The sequence below is a fragment of the Akkermansia muciniphila ATCC BAA-835 genome, assembly GCF_000020225.1.
GTDB classification, from domain to species: Bacteria; Verrucomicrobiota; Verrucomicrobiia; order Verrucomicrobiales; family Akkermansiaceae; genus Akkermansia; species Akkermansia muciniphila.
This window is the reverse complement of sequence record NC_010655.1, coordinates 876710-891894: the sequence shown is the minus strand read 5'-3', so window position 1 is coordinate 891894 and position 15185 is coordinate 876710. Positions and strand designations below refer to the sequence as shown.

17 protein-coding genes are annotated in these 15185 nt (G+C 54.9%); 12 read left to right on the top strand and 5 right to left on the bottom strand.

Going from position 1 to position 15185, the window contains the following annotated elements:
• On the bottom strand, window positions 1-1155 hold the full coding sequence (locus AMUC_RS11860) for a glycosyltransferase family 2 protein (protein WP_012419808.1): 1155 nt from the start codon (window positions 1153-1155) through the stop codon (window positions 1-3).
• Window positions 1156-1457: 302 nt separating this feature from the next.
• Between AMUC_RS11860 and rfaD the strand changes: the two genes are divergently transcribed.
• Genes rfaD through AMUC_RS04065 form a run of 4 tightly spaced genes read left to right on the top strand, consistent with a single transcriptional unit; the run spans window position 1458 to window position 5459 of the window.
• Complete coding sequence (gene rfaD, locus AMUC_RS04080; RefSeq protein ID WP_012419807.1) at window positions 1458-2444, top strand: ADP-glyceromanno-heptose 6-epimerase; 987 nt, start codon at window positions 1458-1460, stop codon at window positions 2442-2444.
• Window positions 2445-2465: 21 nt separating this feature from the next.
• Window positions 2466-3440, top strand: a complete 975-nt coding sequence (locus tag AMUC_RS04075) for a glycosyltransferase family 9 protein (RefSeq protein WP_012419806.1) — start codon at window positions 2466-2468, stop codon at window positions 3438-3440.
• Window positions 3437-4462, top strand: a complete 1026-nt coding sequence (locus AMUC_RS11855; protein WP_012419805.1) for a glycosyltransferase family 2 protein — start codon at window positions 3437-3439, stop codon at window positions 4460-4462. The genes AMUC_RS04075 and AMUC_RS11855 overlap by 4 nt, the downstream gene beginning before the upstream one ends.
• 10 nt (window positions 4463-4472) lie before the next feature.
• Window positions 4473-5459, top strand: coding sequence for a glycosyltransferase family 8 protein (locus tag AMUC_RS04065; RefSeq protein WP_012419804.1), 987 nt, complete (start codon window positions 4473-4475; stop codon window positions 5457-5459).
• A 113-nt stretch (window positions 5460-5572) separates the two neighbouring features.
• Here AMUC_RS04065 and AMUC_RS04060 read toward each other — a convergent pair whose 3' ends face one another.
• Window positions 5573-6424 carry a metallophosphoesterase gene (locus tag AMUC_RS04060; protein ID WP_012419803.1) on the bottom strand — a complete coding sequence of 284 codons (852 nt, stop codon included), beginning with the start codon at window positions 6422-6424 and terminating at the stop codon, window positions 5573-5575.
• A 191-nt stretch (window positions 6425-6615) separates the two neighbouring features.
• Here AMUC_RS04060 and AMUC_RS04055 point away from each other — a divergent pair, with 191 nt between their 5' ends.
• The 8 genes from AMUC_RS04055 (at window position 6616) to AMUC_RS04020 (ending at window position 12516) form a co-directional block, all read left to right on the top strand.
• Window positions 6616-6783, top strand: coding sequence for a hypothetical protein (locus AMUC_RS04055; protein WP_022396399.1), 168 nt, complete (start codon window positions 6616-6618; stop codon window positions 6781-6783).
• 87 nt (window positions 6784-6870) lie between these two features.
• A complete protein-coding gene (locus tag AMUC_RS04050) occupies window positions 6871-7884 on the top strand; it encodes a DHH family phosphoesterase (RefSeq protein WP_012419801.1) in 1014 nt (337 codons plus the stop codon).
• On the top strand, window positions 7881-8615 hold the full coding sequence (truB, locus tag AMUC_RS04045; RefSeq protein WP_012419800.1) for a tRNA pseudouridine(55) synthase TruB: 735 nt from the start codon (window positions 7881-7883) through the stop codon (window positions 8613-8615). The genes AMUC_RS04050 and truB overlap by 4 nt, the downstream gene beginning before the upstream one ends.
• A 3-nt stretch (window positions 8616-8618) precedes the next feature.
• Window positions 8619-9554, top strand: a complete 936-nt coding sequence (ribF, locus tag AMUC_RS04040) for a riboflavin biosynthesis protein RibF (protein ID WP_012419799.1) — start codon at window positions 8619-8621, stop codon at window positions 9552-9554.
• A gap of 73 nt (window positions 9555-9627) precedes the next feature.
• Window positions 9628-9966, top strand: a complete 339-nt coding sequence (locus tag AMUC_RS04035; RefSeq protein ID WP_012419798.1) for an aspartate 1-decarboxylase — start codon at window positions 9628-9630, stop codon at window positions 9964-9966.
• Between the two features lie 41 nt (window positions 9967-10007).
• A complete protein-coding gene (gene secG, locus AMUC_RS12340) occupies window positions 10008-10487 on the top strand; it encodes a preprotein translocase subunit SecG (protein WP_012419797.1) in 480 nt (159 codons plus the stop codon).
• Between the two features lie 161 nt (window positions 10488-10648).
• Window positions 10649-11290 (top strand): type II secretion system protein, encoded by a 642-nt coding sequence (locus AMUC_RS11850; protein WP_012419796.1) that lies wholly within the window; start codon window positions 10649-10651, stop codon window positions 11288-11290.
• Between the two features lie 158 nt (window positions 11291-11448).
• Complete coding sequence (locus AMUC_RS04020; RefSeq protein WP_012419795.1) at window positions 11449-12516, top strand: 3-deoxy-7-phosphoheptulonate synthase; 1068 nt, start codon at window positions 11449-11451, stop codon at window positions 12514-12516.
• 140 nt (window positions 12517-12656) lie between these two features.
• Here AMUC_RS04020 and AMUC_RS04015 read toward each other — a convergent pair whose 3' ends face one another.
• From AMUC_RS04015 to AMUC_RS12335, 3 genes are all read right to left on the bottom strand, one after another.
• Window positions 12657-13136 (bottom strand): hypothetical protein, encoded by a 480-nt coding sequence (locus AMUC_RS04015; protein WP_042447740.1) that lies wholly within the window; start codon window positions 13134-13136, stop codon window positions 12657-12659.
• 253 nt (window positions 13137-13389) lie between these two features.
• Window positions 13390-14376, bottom strand: coding sequence for an AEC family transporter (locus AMUC_RS04010; RefSeq protein ID WP_012419793.1), 987 nt, complete (start codon window positions 14374-14376; stop codon window positions 13390-13392).
• A gap of 24 nt (window positions 14377-14400) precedes the next feature.
• Window positions 14401-15156 carry an NYN domain-containing protein gene (locus AMUC_RS12335; RefSeq protein WP_012419792.1) on the bottom strand — a complete coding sequence of 252 codons (756 nt, stop codon included), beginning with the start codon at window positions 15154-15156 and terminating at the stop codon, window positions 14401-14403.
• Between the last annotated feature and the right edge of the window lie 29 nt (window positions 15157-15185).

Below are 15185 nucleotides of genomic sequence, written 5' to 3'. Positions count from 1 at the left end.
TTACAGGGAAGGCGGCGATGTGTCAAACGGCTCTTCCAGAGAAGCGTTTTCTTTTTGAAACTCATTGGGGCAGATTTGGGAAAAATGTTCCGCAAGCATTTTTTTGCAGGAGTAATAACGTCCTTTTTGTCCGGGAAGCAGGGAGCAGGCTGCCAGCAGAATGCGCCCCCAGCCGTTGGGGACCGGTTCCGCCGAGTTCAACAGGTCCGCCAGTTGCCTGTCCCGTCCCGATAGAGCGGAGAGGAAACGTTTTCCTTCCGCCTTCTGATAGAACAGGCTCCACCAGTCCAGCGCGGAACGTTGCTGGACAGCGGTCATCTGATGGAAAAGGGGATGCTTGGAAACAAAAAAAGGCCTGATTTTCCGGACGCCGTAAGCGAACAGGCCTTCATTCTGCCATCCTTGTTTCTGCCAGTAGTCCACAATGTACAGCAGCCGCTGGAATTCCTGCACGCATTTGGAGTAGGTGGGAACGTTGCAGCGGCGGGAGAGGGAGCCGTTGCGCATAAGGCGGTAGTAATACAGGCAGTCGGGAATGAACAGGAGACGGGAGGCATGGGGAACGGCCATCAGCCGGAAGGTTTCATCCTCCGCGCCGGATTTCAGATGTACGTTGAAGCGGAGGCGGTGGGCGTCCAGCATGCTTTTCCGGAACAGTTTGCTCCACACGCAGATATCCATTTTCCCCCAGATGGAATCCCGGAAGAAGCTGGCCGGAGAGGCGTTCTCTTCAAAATGCCGGGAGGGTGATCTTCTTTTGGCTTCGATAATCCGGTCTGACGAGTCTTCAAAAACATGGTTGCCGCATTCCACGATGTCTGCGTCATATTCCAGAGCCGCCGAAAAAAGGCGGGAATACATTTCCGGATCCATGTAGTCGTCCGGATCCGCAAAACCGACATAAAGGCCGCGGGCGGCATCCAGCCCTGCATTCCTTGCTGCGGAGACGCCCGCGTTCCGCTGGTTCAGAAGGATGATTCTGCTGTCCTTTTCTTTCCAGCGCAGCAGATGTGTCCAGGTCTCATCCGTGGAGCCGTCATTGATGCAGATAATTTCTATGTTCCGGAGAGTCTGGCGTACCAGGCTCTCCAGGCAGCTGTCCACGTAAGCGGCTACATTGTAGCAGGGAACAATGATGGAAACATCGGGGATCATAGGGGTGGGAATGTGTGTAACGGATTTACAATCCGTGGTCAATGATAATTTTTGCAAGACAGGTCTTACCGAAATTTTTTAACGTTGCCAGTATGAAAAGAGGATTTGAGGGGCGCACCCTCCGCAAGCTGCGCGGGGATTGCGGCCCAATGGTTTTCCGCATGGAACGGTCAGGGTTTGGAGTGTCCGGATTGTAAATTCGTTGAAAATTGGGAGCCGGGGAACGCCTCAAATGGCAGTTGCCTAGGGACGGGTGGATGTGGTATAAAAGGCCGTACAACTTTTTTATTGATTCTTTTCTTATGATTATTGTCACGGGTGGGGCCGGGTTTATCGGCTCAAACATTGTCGCCGCTCTGGAAAAAGCCGGTAAAAAGGATCTTGTGGTGGTGGACGAGCTGGGCTCTTCCGACAAGTGGAGGAACATTGCCAAGAGAGAGCTGTGCGCCGTGGTTTCTCCGGAAGGCATGTTTGATTATATGAAGGCGCATGCGGATGAGGTGGAGGCGGTCATTCACATGGGGGCCATTTCCGCCACCACGGAGACGGACGCCGATTTGATTATCCGGACGAATTTCACGTTGAGCTGGCATTTGTGGGAGTTTTGTTCCCTGTACGGCAAACGGTTTATTTACGCCTCCTCCGCAGCCACGTACGGGGACGGTTCCATGGGGTTTGACGATGACGCCTCCCTGGAGCACGTCAATGCGCTGCGCCCCCTGAACGCATACGGCTGGAGCAAGGCCCTGTTTGACCGCAAGGTGGCCCGGGAAGTGAAAGAAGGGCGTCCGGTTCCCCCCCAATACGCCGGGCTTAAATTTTTCAACGTGTACGGCCCTAATGAATACCATAAGGGCGGGCAGAAAAGCGTGGTGGCCCATATATTCCCCCAAGTGAAGGCCAATGAAACGGTGAAGCTGTTCAAATCTTACCATCCCGACTACCGTGACGGATGGCAGCTCCGGGATTTCGTGTGGGTGGGCGACTGCGTGGACGTGGTGCTTTGGCTGCTGGAGCATCCGGAGGTGAGCGGCCTGTTCAACGTAGGTTCCGGGAAGGCACGCTCTTTCCACGATCTGGCGAAGGCGGCATTCCATGCGCTGGGCCTTCAGGAAAAGATTGCCTACCGGGAGATGCCTGAAGAGCTCAGGGGGAAATATCAGTATTATACGCAGGCGGACCTTTCCAGGCTGCGCGTTGCCGGTTATGCAGCGCCCATGACTTCCCTGGAGGATGGCGTGCGCCGGTACGTGCAGGAGTATCTGGACAGGGAAGACAGTTACGTTTAACCCGCATTCCTTTTTTCTCCCATGCCCGCACAGCGCATTCTGATCATCAAGCATGGAGCCCTTGGCGATGTGGTGCTCGCCATGGGGACGATGAAGCGGCTCCGCGAACTTCATCCGGAGGCGCATATCACCCTGATGACCATGGGAATGTTTGTTCCCATGGCGGAGCAGCTCGGAGTGTTTGACGATTTTATTGTGGATAATCGCCTGCCTTACTGGAAGCTGGGCGCCACCTGGAGGGCCGTCCGTTCCATTGTGAAAGGAAATTTTGACGTGGTGTACGATCTTCAGGAATCTTCCCGCACCAGGAAACGCTATTATCCCGCCGTGCGCTTCCTGCTGAACCATGACATGGACTGGGTGGCCTGCAATTCCGGAGAACGGCGCAAATTGCTGAAAAAGAAAGCCTTCCGGTGGGGGAAGGTGGGACGGGAGCCGTTTCGTTTGGAACGCGTCCTGACGGATCTTTCTTTCATGCACGGGGAGGGGCTGCATTTTGACGAGCTTCCGGAACGCTATGTGATGATGATTCCGGGCTGTTCCCCCAATCATCCCTACAAGCGCTGGCCCGTGGAGAATTTCTGCGCCCTGGCGAAACGCCTGGCGGCGCGGGGCGTGTCCTCCGTTGTCATCGGCACCCGGGCGGAGGCTGCGGAAGTGGAGGCCATTGCCGCCAGCTCTCCCCTGGCTGTCAGTTTTCTGGGCAAGTCTTCCCTGATGGATATTCCCCAGATGGCTTTGTGTTCCCTGGCTTGTGTAGGCAATGATACGGGGCCTACACATATGTGTGCCTATGCCGGGGTGCCCGTGACCGCCATTTTCTGCCACCGGACGCGCAATTCCGCCATTACTGCCCGGTGCATTTCCAACCTGGTTTCCCCCGGCGCCATTGAGGAAATTACAGTGGACCAGGTATGGTCCGCGCTGGAGCCCTTTCTGCCGCCGCAGGAAGGATTTGAACAAATAAGGGCGGCAGATTCTCCGCATGGCTCATGACGGCTCCCGTAAACATTTCCGTGCTGGTTCCGGTTTACAATGTGGAGCCGTACCTGGCCCAGTGCCTGGAAAGCATTTGCTCACAGACGCTCCGTGAGCTGGAAATAGTTTGCGTGGATGACGCTTCCACGGACGGTTCCCTGTCCATTCTGCGGGAATTCGCGGAGCGGGACCCGCGGGTGAAGGTCGTGCAGGCTCCGGAAAACGGCGGCTTATCCCGCTCCCGGAATCTGGCGATGAGCCATGCTGTGGGAGAATATCTGTTTCTGGTGGATTCCGACGACTGGCTGGAAACGGATTTGCTGGAGGAGATGTACCGCCGTGCGAAGGCGCTGGATGCCGACAGGCTGGCATGCGGGTTCCGGTATTATTACGAGTCCGCCCCGGACCGGGAGGACCGGTTTCTGCCGGAGGACATGGCCCCTCCGGAAAAAGGGTGGCTTCCCTGCACTCCGGAGACCATTGGGAAAATACATCATGGAGCGGGCGGCATGATGATCAGGCGTTCCATTGTGGAAAAGCATGGCATCCGGTTCCCCGAGGGCGTTGCCTGTGAAGACCTGTATTTCCATTACGCCGTTTTTCCATGGTGCAGGAGGGTTTGCGTCGTCAGCAGGGCGGCTTACGTTTACCGTAAGCGGGCCGGATCCATTACCAGCGGTTTTGCGTCCGGCAGTTCCCTCCAGTCGCTGGATTACCTGACGGTGGCGGAACTGGTGCTGAAGGAATGGAAAGAAGCCGGGATTCTTGAGGAATACAGGACGGCATTTTTGAAAATGCTGGTAATGGGCGTGAGGAACATCCGCAAATATGCCCCTCATGCCGTCCAAAAGGAGGTTACCCGGAAGGTGACTGATATGCTCCGTCAGGAAAATCTGTACCGTCCCGCAGAGGATGATGCCTGCCTGTCCCGCCGGGAAGGAAAATTACTGAAAGCCTGGATGGGCGGAAAATCCGGCTTGGACTTTTCCTATTACTGGAAGAAAATGCGCAAGGCGGGAGCCCGGTTGCTGCGCCGCTGACATCACCCGAATGAATAATCCGATGAAAAAGAATGAATTTGCCGTCGTCCTGGCCAGTGACAACAGGGGCATTCTACCTTTGAGCGTTACTGTCTTTTCTTTGCTGAATACTGCCGGTCCGGAGACTTTTTACAAAATTTACGTTCTTTCCGACGGCATTGACGGAGAGAACTGGGCGAGCGTGGAGCGGCTGGCCGCTCCGTTCGATTGCCGTCTGGAGTTCATAGACGTTTCCGGCATTTTGGAAAAGCACGACTTCCCCCATACGGAACAATGGCCGGTGCCAGCCTGGGGACGCGTGTTCATTCCGGAATTATTGAAGGAAGAGCGGGGCAATATTCTGTATCTGGACATTGACGTTCTGGTTTGCCGGGATTTGACGGAGCTGTTCCGGACGAATATGGACGGAAAAGCAATAGGGGTGGTGTTTGAGAATTTTTCCAGACCCGGTTCCCATTTTAACGAACGTCTTGAGATGCCGCTGACCTGCACGGGATATTTCAATTCCGGCGTGCTGCTGATGAATGTGGATGTCTTCCGGGAGAAGAATCTGGTCAGGGCTGTGCTGGATTATGCCGTCACTCACCGGGACAGGCTGACATGTCCGGACCAGGATGCCTTGAACGGAGCCCTGTGCGAGCTGACTGTGCCGCTGCACCCGCGCTGGAACTGGCATGACGGTTTGACGCGCCGCATTTTGAAAAACGATCCCCGGGAACAGTTCTGGCGCGGCGTCACGCCGCGCCAGGCGGTGGAAGCGGCTTTGGAACCGGGCATTCTTCATTACCAGGGGGTGCACAAGCCCTGGCGGTATAATTGGCGTTATGAAGGGGAACGTTACGAACGGGTTATGCGTGAAGCCGGGCTGCTGCGCGGTCCGCTGCCCGGAAGAACGCTCCCGGCCGTCTTGAAAAAGCACCTTTACCGGCCTGTTTACCGGATGACGGCCAGAAAGATTTTAAGGCTGAAGGAAGGGTTTGATAACCGGCTCCTTTGAAACTATGGAACCCGGCCGTTCTTTTCCGTTTTCCTTATGGATTGCCGCCGGCGTGGAGCGGAGGGGGAGGGAACCGGGAAGGAAGGGACTGCATTTTTAACGGGAGGAATGGGTCAATGCAGTTCCAGCAGATAGATTTCCGGCGGGCAGTTGAAGCGGAGGGGGAGTGTGCTTGTCCCCAGTCCCTTGGTGATCAGGTAGGTATTGCCGCCGGAGATATGCCAGGGATAGGTGTAGGGTAGGGCATGGTCCGGGCTGGCTTCAAACCGCAGGAGGCCGAAAGGAAGGCAAACCTGGCCACCGTGGGTGTGCCCGCTGATGACGATGTCCACGTCTCTATGGGAAAGTATATGGTCCGTTTCCGGACGGTGGGAAAGCAGGAAATGGGGGATGTCCGGCGACTGGCGTTTGGGCAGCCGTTTTCTGACATTGCGTGTCGTATCCAATATTCCGGAAAGCTGGAGCTGCCTTCCGCCCTTGAACGTGACAAGAGAGCTCTGGTCTTCCAGCACGGTGATTCCCGCCTGTTTCAGTTCCCTGCTCCAGTTGTTCCAGCCGAAGGTGAAATCATGGTTTCCCTGGATAGCGAAGACCCCGCAGGGAGCCGTCAGGCCTTTCAGTAGCCGGGCGGCCGTAGCGGGATCCATGCTGGCGTTTTCGCTGCTTCCCCGGGCATAGTCTCCAACCAGCAGAATCAGGTCCGGCCGAAGCCGCATGATCCTCTGAACATAGCGCAGGGCCCTCACTTCATCAAACGCAGTGGGCATCAAGTGCAAATCGCCGGCAATAACGACTTTAACGGGTGTTCCCTTCCCTTTCCACTGGGGGACACGGTAGTCCACTTTCCTGACAAACAGAAGATTGGGTTCTACCAGGTACGCCCAGGTCATGCCGGCCACGCCGAGCGCGCAGAGACTCAGCAGGAGAATGCCGAAAAACCGGAGTATTTTGACGGAAAAGGGCATGAAAAGGATACAGCTTGGCAGAGATTATAATTACAGATAACCCCGGGCGAGCGATTTATGCGTCTTGCCATTTTGGGAAAGGCGTCTCCTTGGGAGATTTTCGCAAATTTGATTGACGGGCGCCCGCATGGTATGCTTTTATGCTCCAAGATATTTCCATATCCTTTATCACCCATCATTTAACCACGCATATGAAGAAGATTACCGTTATGGCTCTTGCCGCTTTTGCGGCGAGCATCATGGCTTCCTGCTGCTGCCAGGATCAGGGTGCTCCGCCCCTGACCCCCCTGCCCAAGTTCAATGACCTGAACCAGCCCGCCGTGGATGTGGCTCCGGTGGTCATGAAGTCCAAGAAGTAATCCTCTTCCGGGATTAAGTACGACTTTTCAAGCCGCACTTGGTGATTGTCCAGGTGCGGCTTTTTCTATAAAAACACGGCAGTGCATATGGAAGATTGGAAACATTATCCCCAATTCGCGCCTTTGGCGGATCTGATCCGCAGCCACGGCAGTTTTGCGGTAATTGCGCATGTTCACCCGGACGGCGACGCTATCGGCTCCACGCTGGCTTTGGGGGAAGCCCTGAAGCAAATGGGAAAGAAGGTGGTGATGATGAACGAGGACGGGGTGCCTTCCAATCTGGCCTTTATGCCGGGTGTGGAAAATATTATTCCCACGCCTGATGAGCCGGTGGATGTGGAAGTAGCCATTTCCGTGGATAACGGCGCGCTCAAGAGGCTGGGAGAACGCAGCCTGGAGGCTTTGGCGGGAGTGAAGGTGTGGGCGAACATCGACCACCATCGGACGAACGAGCTGTTTGGAGACGTTCAGTGCGTTTTGCCGGACGAATGCGCCACGGGGGCGGTTTTATATTACTTTTTCAAGTATCTGGGCGTTCCCGTCACTCCGGTGATGCGAGACGCCCTTTACGTGGCCGTCAGCACGGATACGGGGTCTTTCCAATATCAGATGACGACGGCGGCCGTCATGGAACTGGCTGCGGATTTGATCCGGATGGGCGTTGACGTCCAGGACATCAACCGCCAGCTTTACCAGGAAAAGCCGTGGGTGAAAATGCAGTTGATGCGTGAGGCGCTGAACGGAATGAAGCTGACGCCGGACGGCAGGATTTGCACGTTTTGCCTGACGAATGAGGCAAAAGCCCGGATTGGAAGCCGTCCGGAAGATACGGAAGGCCTGATTGATCTTCTGCGTTCCGTGCAGGGAGTCTGGCTGGCCGCTTATCTGGAAGAAACGGAGGAAGATCCCCGCATCCGTATTTCCCTGAGATCCAAGACGCCTGAAATATCCGTCGCGGAGCTGGCCTCCCGTTTCGGCGGAGGCGGCCATTCCATGGCCGCCGGAGTGCGTATCCGGGGGCCTATTGAAGAAGTGCGCCTTACTATCCTGAAGGCCATGCGGGAAGAAGTGGAACGCGTGATCCGACAGAAAATTTCATGAATGTTTCAGATTCCATCCAGGTTCCTTCGGGCGTCCTGTTGATTGACAAGGCGCGGGACATGACTTCCCACGATGTGGTGGCAATTGCGCGCCGTTCCCTGGGAATTAAGAAAATAGGCCATTGCGGCACGCTGGATCCCATGGCTACGGGATTGCTGATGCTGGTGGTAGGGAAGGCGACCAAGCTTCAGGACAAGTTGATGTGCGAACACAAGGAATACGCCGGAACCCTTATGCTGGGCGTGGAGACTTCCTCTCAAGATGCCATGGGAGAAATAGTGGCGGAGTATTCCGTAGACGGAGTGACGGAACAGGCCGTGCGTGAAGCGTTTGACCGGTTTGACGGAGCTTTTGAACAAATTCCTCCGATGGTTTCCGCCATCAAAAAGGACGGGGTGCCGCTGTACAAACTGGCCCGGAAAGGTCAGGAAATTGTGCGGGAGCCGCGGCCTGTGGAAGTGTTTGGCCACGGAATTTCACGCGTGGCCATTCCGGAAGTGGATTTTACCGTTCAATGTTCCAAAGGTTTTTATGTGCGGTCCTATGCTTATGATATTGGGAAGGCATTGGGCTGCGGAGCGCATTTGAGCGCCCTCCGGCGCACCAGGTCTGGTTCTTTTACGCTGGACCGCGCCATTACGGTGGACACCCTGAAAACCGCGCCCAGGGAGGAACTGTTCCGGGCCATGCTTTCCCTGAAGGAGCTGGCGGATATTCTGATTGCCGGGTAGCATATGGTCATTTACCGGGAATTCAAGGAATTGAAAAGCCTTGCCGCCCCCGTACACTGGGCCGTGGGGATGTTTGACGGGGTGCATCTGGGACATGCCGGAGTGATTGCCGCGGCGGTGAAAGGGGCTGTTCTTGACGGAGGAATTCCCGCCGTGCTGACATTCCGCACCCATCCGCTGGCCCGGGTGAGGCCGGAAAGCGTGCCGCCCGCCATCATGGGGGAAGATGCTGAAAAATTTGCCTTGATGGAAGAGCTGGGGGTGAAGGCGGTGCTGTCGCTGGAATTTTCTTCCAGGCTGGCGTCCATGAGCCCGGAAGAGTTTATTGGGGAACTTTGTTCCTCCTGCCGGGTGGCTCAGATTGCCGTGGGAGAGGACTGGCATTTTGGCCGCGGCAGGGCAGGAAATGTAGAAACCCTGCGCCTGCTGTCCTGCCGCTACGGGTTCCGGGTGACGGCCGTTCCTCCTATTCTGCAGGACGGGGAGCGCATAAGCAGCACCCGGATTCGCGAAGCCGTGCGCGAGGCGGATTTTTTACAGGTTGCCGGCATGCTTGGCCGTCCCTACCGCTGGAAGGGCCCGGTGATTCACGGGCGCCAACTGGGGCGCCTGCTGGACTACCCCACGGCCAATATAAGACCCGGTTGCGGGTTACAGCCTCCCCATGGCGTTTACGCCGTGCGCGCCCGGGTGGCCGGCAAAAAATACGGAGGCGTAGCCAATCTGGGGGTGCGCCCCACCGTGGAAGGTGAGACGGGGGAACTTTTGCTGGAAACGCATTTATTCGGCCACCCGGGGGATATTTACGGGCGGGAGATGGAAGTGGAACCGGTCCGTTTCCTAAGGCCGGAAATCAAATTCCCCTCTTTGGAAGAATTGAAAAGCCAGCTTGCCCGGGATGCCGCCCATGCCGCGGAAGCGCTGGAGGAGGGGGAGTAAGACACAGAAAACCGTAAAATGGAGGATGACGGCTTGACCGGAGGGGCGATCGGGGGTTTGTTGTTCGAACGTCATGTTGGTTGAGCAGTTAAAATCAAAAATTCATCGCGCCATGATTACCCGTGGCGATGTTCAATATGAAGGCAGTATTGAAATTCCTGCCGATTTGATGGCCGCCGTGGATTTGTGGCCCGGGGAAAAAGTTCTCGTGGCGTCCGTCACGTCCGGGAACCGTCTGGAAACATATGCTCTCCAGGGGCCTGCCGGCACGGGGAACATCATCATGAACGGCGGTGCGGCCCATTTAATCAAGACGGGCGAACGGGTGGTCATTATGAGTTTTGCCTTGTCGGACAAGCCCATCATCCCCAAGAAAATCGTCTGCAACGAGCATAACGAAATCATTTCCTAGACTTTACAAACCGTTCGAATTCACACATACTCCCCGCGCTCATGAACCTTTTTTTAGCAGATTCACTCAATATCAGCATTCAGTTACTTTTTGCCGTTTTGGTGATTGTATCACTTCTCCTTCTGGGCGTAGTGCTTATGCAGAGGCCCAAGCAGGAAGGGCTGGGAGCCGCCTTTGGCGCAGCCATTACGGACCAGGCCTTTGGCGCCCGGACGACGGATGTGCTGAAAAAAGCCACGGTGTACTTCGGAACCGCGTTCATGGTTCTTTGCCTGGGGCTGGGCATGCTGATCAACCGGCAGCACGTTAAGAGTTCGGAAAGCCTGTTGAGCCCGGAAATGATGAAGGCTGCCGCCAGGCAGGAAGCTTCCGTTCCCGCCAAGACGCCGGAAGAACTCCAGCAGGAGGAGCTGCGCAGGCGCGCCGCTGAGGCGGAAGCCGCTTCTTCTCAGGCTCCGGCTCCCTCCGTGCCCGAAGCTCCGGTTCCTGCTTCCGCAGAAACCCCTGTCCCCTCCAATTAAAGGAGCATTCTTTTTAAACACCCCGGCTGCCGGAAGGCGCCGGGGTGTTTGTGCACCGGGGTTATTTCGTCTGCTGCCGTTCCGGGAACAGGTTTTGAAATAGGGGGCGCCGGTTGTTTTCCGCTTGCCCTGAACTGTAATTGCGCTACTCTTGGCAAAGTATGAAGACACCTTTTTTGAACCGTAAGTCCAAGGGATTCACGTTGATTGAATTGCTTGTGGTGATTGCCATTATCCTGACGCTGGCCGGCATCGCCATGACGGTGGTGAACGGCGTGATGGAAAAATCCAAGGTTACCACGGCGCGAAGCGACTGCAACGGCCTGCAGACGGCTGTGGAAAATTACATGCTGGACAACGGCCGCGTTCCCGTGGCCTGGAGCAGCCGGGAAATGACCAAGCAGGCCCACAAGGACGGACAGTATTACGTGACAACCGCCGTGGACGACGATAGCCGCATCATGAGCATCCTGACCAATTATATGGACCGGGCGGATGAGGACAGAAAGCTGAATCCCAAGAAAACGGCTTATTTCAATACGACGACTACGGATGTGGAAGGCGCTCCCGGCCTGTTTTTTGAAAGCCGCGGCCGTGTGGGCCTGATGGATCCTTGGGAATCTCCCTATTACATCATTTTGAATGCCAACCCTGACGACCGTACTCCCCGTGTTCAGGTAGGTTCCCGGATGGTGACCAAGAACGTGGCCGTTTACAGCACCGGCAAGGACAAGCAGGGCAGCACGGCGGACGGCCATATCAACAATCCGGAATTGACGGAAGACAATGTGACTTCCTGGTAATGCATGACGGCGCCTCTTGTCGGGAGGCGCGGCCGCTTCATTTTGCGGGGCTTCCGGCTTATGGCCGTGAGGCCCCGCGGTATATTCAGGCATAAAGCCCGCAAACCGTATTTTTTTCTTTTCAACTTCTCTCAAAAACCTCTCAATAAGCCCCAGACATGAACTGGTTCAAAACAGACGACATACGCATTCAAGACATTGAGCCCCTGATTTCCCCCGCCATTTTAATCAAGGATTATCCGGCAACCACCGAAATCGCCAAAATGGTGGCTACGACCCGCAAGAATGCGGAGAACATCATTTCCGGCCACGACGACCGCCTGCTGGTGGTGGTGGGGCCATGCTCCATCCATGATCCCCAGGCTGCCGTGGACTATGCCTCCCGCCTGAAGGAACAAATGGCGCGCTTTGAAAAGGATCTGGTGATCATCATGCGCGTGTATTTTGAAAAGCCCCGCACCACCGTTGGCTGGAAGGGCCTCATCAACGACCCGTTCATGAACCATACCTTTGACATCAACCGCGGCCTCCATATGGCCCGCGGGCTGCTGCTGCGCCTGGGGGATATGGGAGTGCCCGCAGCTACCGAGTTCCTGGACACCATCACGCCGCAGTACATTGCGGACCTGATCACGTGGGGCGCCATCGGCGCGCGCACCACGGAAAGCCAGGTACACCGTGAACTGGCTTCCGGGCTTTCCATGCCTGTGGGATTCAAGAATGGCACCAGCGGCAGCCTGCAAATCGCTGTAGACGCCATTGTTTCCTCCTCCTGTCCGCACTGCTTCCTTTCCGTGACCAAGCAGGGAGTTTCCGCCATTGTTTCCACTACGGGCAATAAATCCTGCCACCTGATCCTGCGCGGTTCCTCCCTGGGGCCGAACTTTGATGAAGATCATGTAAAAGAAGCGGAAGAAGCCTTGCAGAAGGCCGGCATCAACAACCGCATCATGATAGACTGTTCCCACGGAAACAGTTGCAAGGATTATCGCAAACAGCCGGCTGTGGCCGCCAATATCGCGGAACAGATATCCAGCGGGTCCGAACAGGTTGTTGCCGTGATGATTGAAAGCAACATTGTGGAAGGGGCCCAGCCGTTGAGTTCCGACCTGGTGTACGGCAAGAGCATCACGGACCAGTGCATTGGGTGGGAGACGACAGTGGAAGTGCTGGAAACCCTTGCCGCCGCTGTCCGCAAACGCCGTGCCAAACGGCAGGAAGCGTAAGCGTGCCCATATTCCGGAGGATTATTAACAGAGTTGAAAGCTGGCGCGGCCATGTCTTGGCCGGCGAGACTGCCGGATATGCAGGTTTCATCCTGCATATCCGGCTGATTTTATGGCTCTTCGGTGTTTTTGCCGAAGAGTCAATGATCGTCCCCCCACAGATAAGAATGGCGTTCGGAAATTGTTTTGCCGCGGTTGTCCTTCAGGACGAGCTTCCATGCGAGGATTTCCCCTTTTTCTCTGGCCTCATCCCCGATGAATTCGAAAACGGAGTTTTGCGTGCCGCCTTTTCTCCCGGCCGGATAGAAAATGGATTTTGTCAGGACGGTTGAACCTGTCTTTCCCTGGCGGTACATCATGACCAGGGTTGCCGCCTGTTCCGGATTGGCATCGTTCCATGTGACGAAGTAGTATTGGCCCAGACGCTGAAGGCGCTGTTGCTGGGAGACGGCGCCATGCAGCAGATAGGTGGCCTGGGTGCGGTGCATGCCTACGTCTTCCGCAGGAACCACCGTGGTTTTTAAGGGCACCTCCCGAACGTGTTCAATCCGGGAAACCTGCTCCGCGCAGGAAAACAGGACCGGCAGCAGGGCGGCGCAGAGAGGAGCAGGAAATTTCATGAATCCATTCAATACATATCCGACTGGGGAGTCAACCCAAAGGTAGGGAAGCATTCAGCATGGAATGCAGTATGGAGACGGAAAGGATGCGGATATTTCAGCAGGGAAATTGTTCCGCCGCCGAACCTTGCAGACTGGTTTTATTTCCCATCAAAGGGCAGGACACCGGGAATGGAATCCTCCGGAAAAGCGGAAGATGTTGGGCAAGCGGGCCGTCGCGGACCATCCGGGGATTGATGTCGCCATTATCCCGTTAATACAATGGTACGACCAGGGTGGAACCAAGAGCCAACCAGCAGGGCAGTGTGAGGAAGGAAGCCACCGTCGTTGTCAGCAGGATTTGAGTGCCCAGGTCCGGATGGCCTCCGAAACGTTTGGCCAGAATGACCGGAATGACGGCGGAGGGAATGGCTGCCTGGATGATGATGACGCGCTTGATATAATCATCCACCGGAAGGAAATAAGCCATCAGGAGCAGCAGTGCAGGGGCCAGCCCCAGCCGCGTCAGCAGGCCGCAGATGATGGGTTTGGGTTCCCACTTCATGTTATGCCATAAATCCCGCATGGAACATCCGAACAGGATCAGGCACAGGGGCGTGGCGCAGTTGCCGATCATTTCAAAAGTCTTCATCAGGGGCGGTTGGGCCACATAGGTTCCCAGGCCGGACCAGGCGAGCGCCAAGCCCACGATGACGGCCAGCAGGGGCCCGCGGAAAAAGACGCCCATGTTCAGGTTGCCCGGACCGCCTGCGATAATGATAACGCCGATGCTCCAGACGACCAGTTCACACCCTACATTGTGGACGAAAAGGATGCCCAGCGTGGGGTCGTTGCCGGCGGTAAACAGCATCTGGATGATGGGAATGACGAAAAAAGCGTAGTTCTGCACTCCCGCCGTCAGGGTGAACGTACGCAGGCCCGTGCCGATGCGCATGCGCAGCAGTTTAGCGACCAGCCATGCAGCTGCGATGCCCAGCAGAAGTTCCAGGGCCCCAGCTGAAATGGCCTGGAGGGAAAAGGAAACGCTGCTGAGCGTCTCATTTCCGGAGAGCACCATGTACTTCATGATACTGTGGAAGACGAGGCAGGGATAGGCCACATCCATCGCGATGCGCATGATGGGCGCGTCGTGGTCTGCCTGGATGACTTGCTTGTGGCGCAGATAGAAACCCGTAGCAAAGAAAAGATAAACGGGAATGGTGGAGAGAAAGGAGGTGAGGATGACGGCGCCGGTATCCATGGAAGAAATCAGATACGGATTAAATCAGGATTCTGAATTGTTTGTAGAGTTACAGAGTTTATAGCTAACATTAACAGAGTTTTTATTACCGGGAATTGGATGTTTTTCAATAGCATAGAGATTGCGAAAGTCTTCTAAAAGATTAGTAAGATTCTTGTATCCATAGGTTTTTGGAGTAAAACCAAGGATGTGCTGTCGAAGATATTTACCAGCATCGCTTGCAGATGTGTACCCATCGTCTTTCTTATTATCTATCGCACATTGTTGAAGATGTTTATGGATTATCTCTAAAGGATCTTTTTTTGTTGCAGACGGGGCGGTATTCTTCAAATGTTGAGAATTTGATTCACTAGTAGGAATTTTTTCTATATCTTTAAATTCATCACAGCCGTTTCTAAAAGCTTCAGAAGCATTGCTTTTTCCAAATCCTATTACATAAACTCCTGATTCTTTAAGGTAGATAGAAAGAGGTGTAAAATCACTATCACTTGAAACAATAACAAAGGAGTCGTAAGAATTTTTATGTAATAAATCTACGGCGTCGATAGCTAATGCTATATCTGTTGCATTTTTTCCGGGAACACAATTGAAATAATGCTCTGTTTTAAAACCAGACTGTTGTAGTGCAGATTTCTTATCCTTTAAATTTTCACTCCAATTACCGTAAGCTCTTTTGACCACAATACGTCCACGAGTGGATATGTATTGTATGAGTTTTTCAAGATTAGCTAGATTGGTATTATCAGCATCAATGAGAACAACTATCCTATGAAATTTCATAATGTTTTTATTAGTCGGAAAAGACCTCC

Coding starts and splice junctions, on each gene's coding strand:
- AMUC_RS04065 (WP_012419804.1), top strand. CDS start 4,473: ATGAATAATCCGATGAAAAAGAATGAATTTGCCGTCGTCCTGGCCAGT.
- AMUC_RS04075 (WP_012419806.1), top strand. CDS start 2,466: ATGCCCGCACAGCGCATTCTGATCATCAAGCATGGAGCCCTTGGCGAT.
- AMUC_RS11855 (WP_012419805.1), top strand. CDS start 3,437: ATGACGGCTCCCGTAAACATTTCCGTGCTGGTTCCGGTTTACAATGTG.
- AMUC_RS04050 (WP_012419801.1), top strand. CDS start 6,871: ATGGAAGATTGGAAACATTATCCCCAATTCGCGCCTTTGGCGGATCTG.
- AMUC_RS12335 (WP_012419792.1), bottom strand. CDS start 15,156: ATGAAATTTCATAGGATAGTTGTTCTCATTGATGCTGATAATACCAAT.
- AMUC_RS04020 (WP_012419795.1), top strand. CDS start 11,449: ATGAACTGGTTCAAAACAGACGACATACGCATTCAAGACATTGAGCCC.
- AMUC_RS11860 (WP_012419808.1), bottom strand. CDS start 1,155: ATGATCCCCGATGTTTCCATCATTGTTCCCTGCTACAATGTAGCCGCT.
- AMUC_RS04015 (WP_042447740.1), bottom strand. CDS start 13,136: ATGAAATTTCCTGCTCCTCTCTGCGCCGCCCTGCTGCCGGTCCTGTTT.
- AMUC_RS04035 (WP_012419798.1), top strand. CDS start 9,628: ATGTTGGTTGAGCAGTTAAAATCAAAAATTCATCGCGCCATGATTACC.
- AMUC_RS04055 (WP_022396399.1), top strand. CDS start 6,616: ATGAAGAAGATTACCGTTATGGCTCTTGCCGCTTTTGCGGCGAGCATC.
- secG (WP_012419797.1), top strand. CDS start 10,008: ATGAACCTTTTTTTAGCAGATTCACTCAATATCAGCATTCAGTTACTT.
- ribF (WP_012419799.1), top strand. CDS start 8,619: ATGGTCATTTACCGGGAATTCAAGGAATTGAAAAGCCTTGCCGCCCCC.
- AMUC_RS04010 (WP_012419793.1), bottom strand. CDS start 14,376: ATGGATACCGGCGCCGTCATCCTCACCTCCTTTCTCTCCACCATTCCC.
- AMUC_RS11850 (WP_012419796.1), top strand. CDS start 10,649: ATGAAGACACCTTTTTTGAACCGTAAGTCCAAGGGATTCACGTTGATT.
- rfaD (WP_012419807.1), top strand. CDS start 1,458: ATGATTATTGTCACGGGTGGGGCCGGGTTTATCGGCTCAAACATTGTC.
- AMUC_RS04060 (WP_012419803.1), bottom strand. CDS start 6,424: ATGCCCTTTTCCGTCAAAATACTCCGGTTTTTCGGCATTCTCCTGCTG.
- truB (WP_012419800.1), top strand. CDS start 7,881: ATGAATGTTTCAGATTCCATCCAGGTTCCTTCGGGCGTCCTGTTGATT.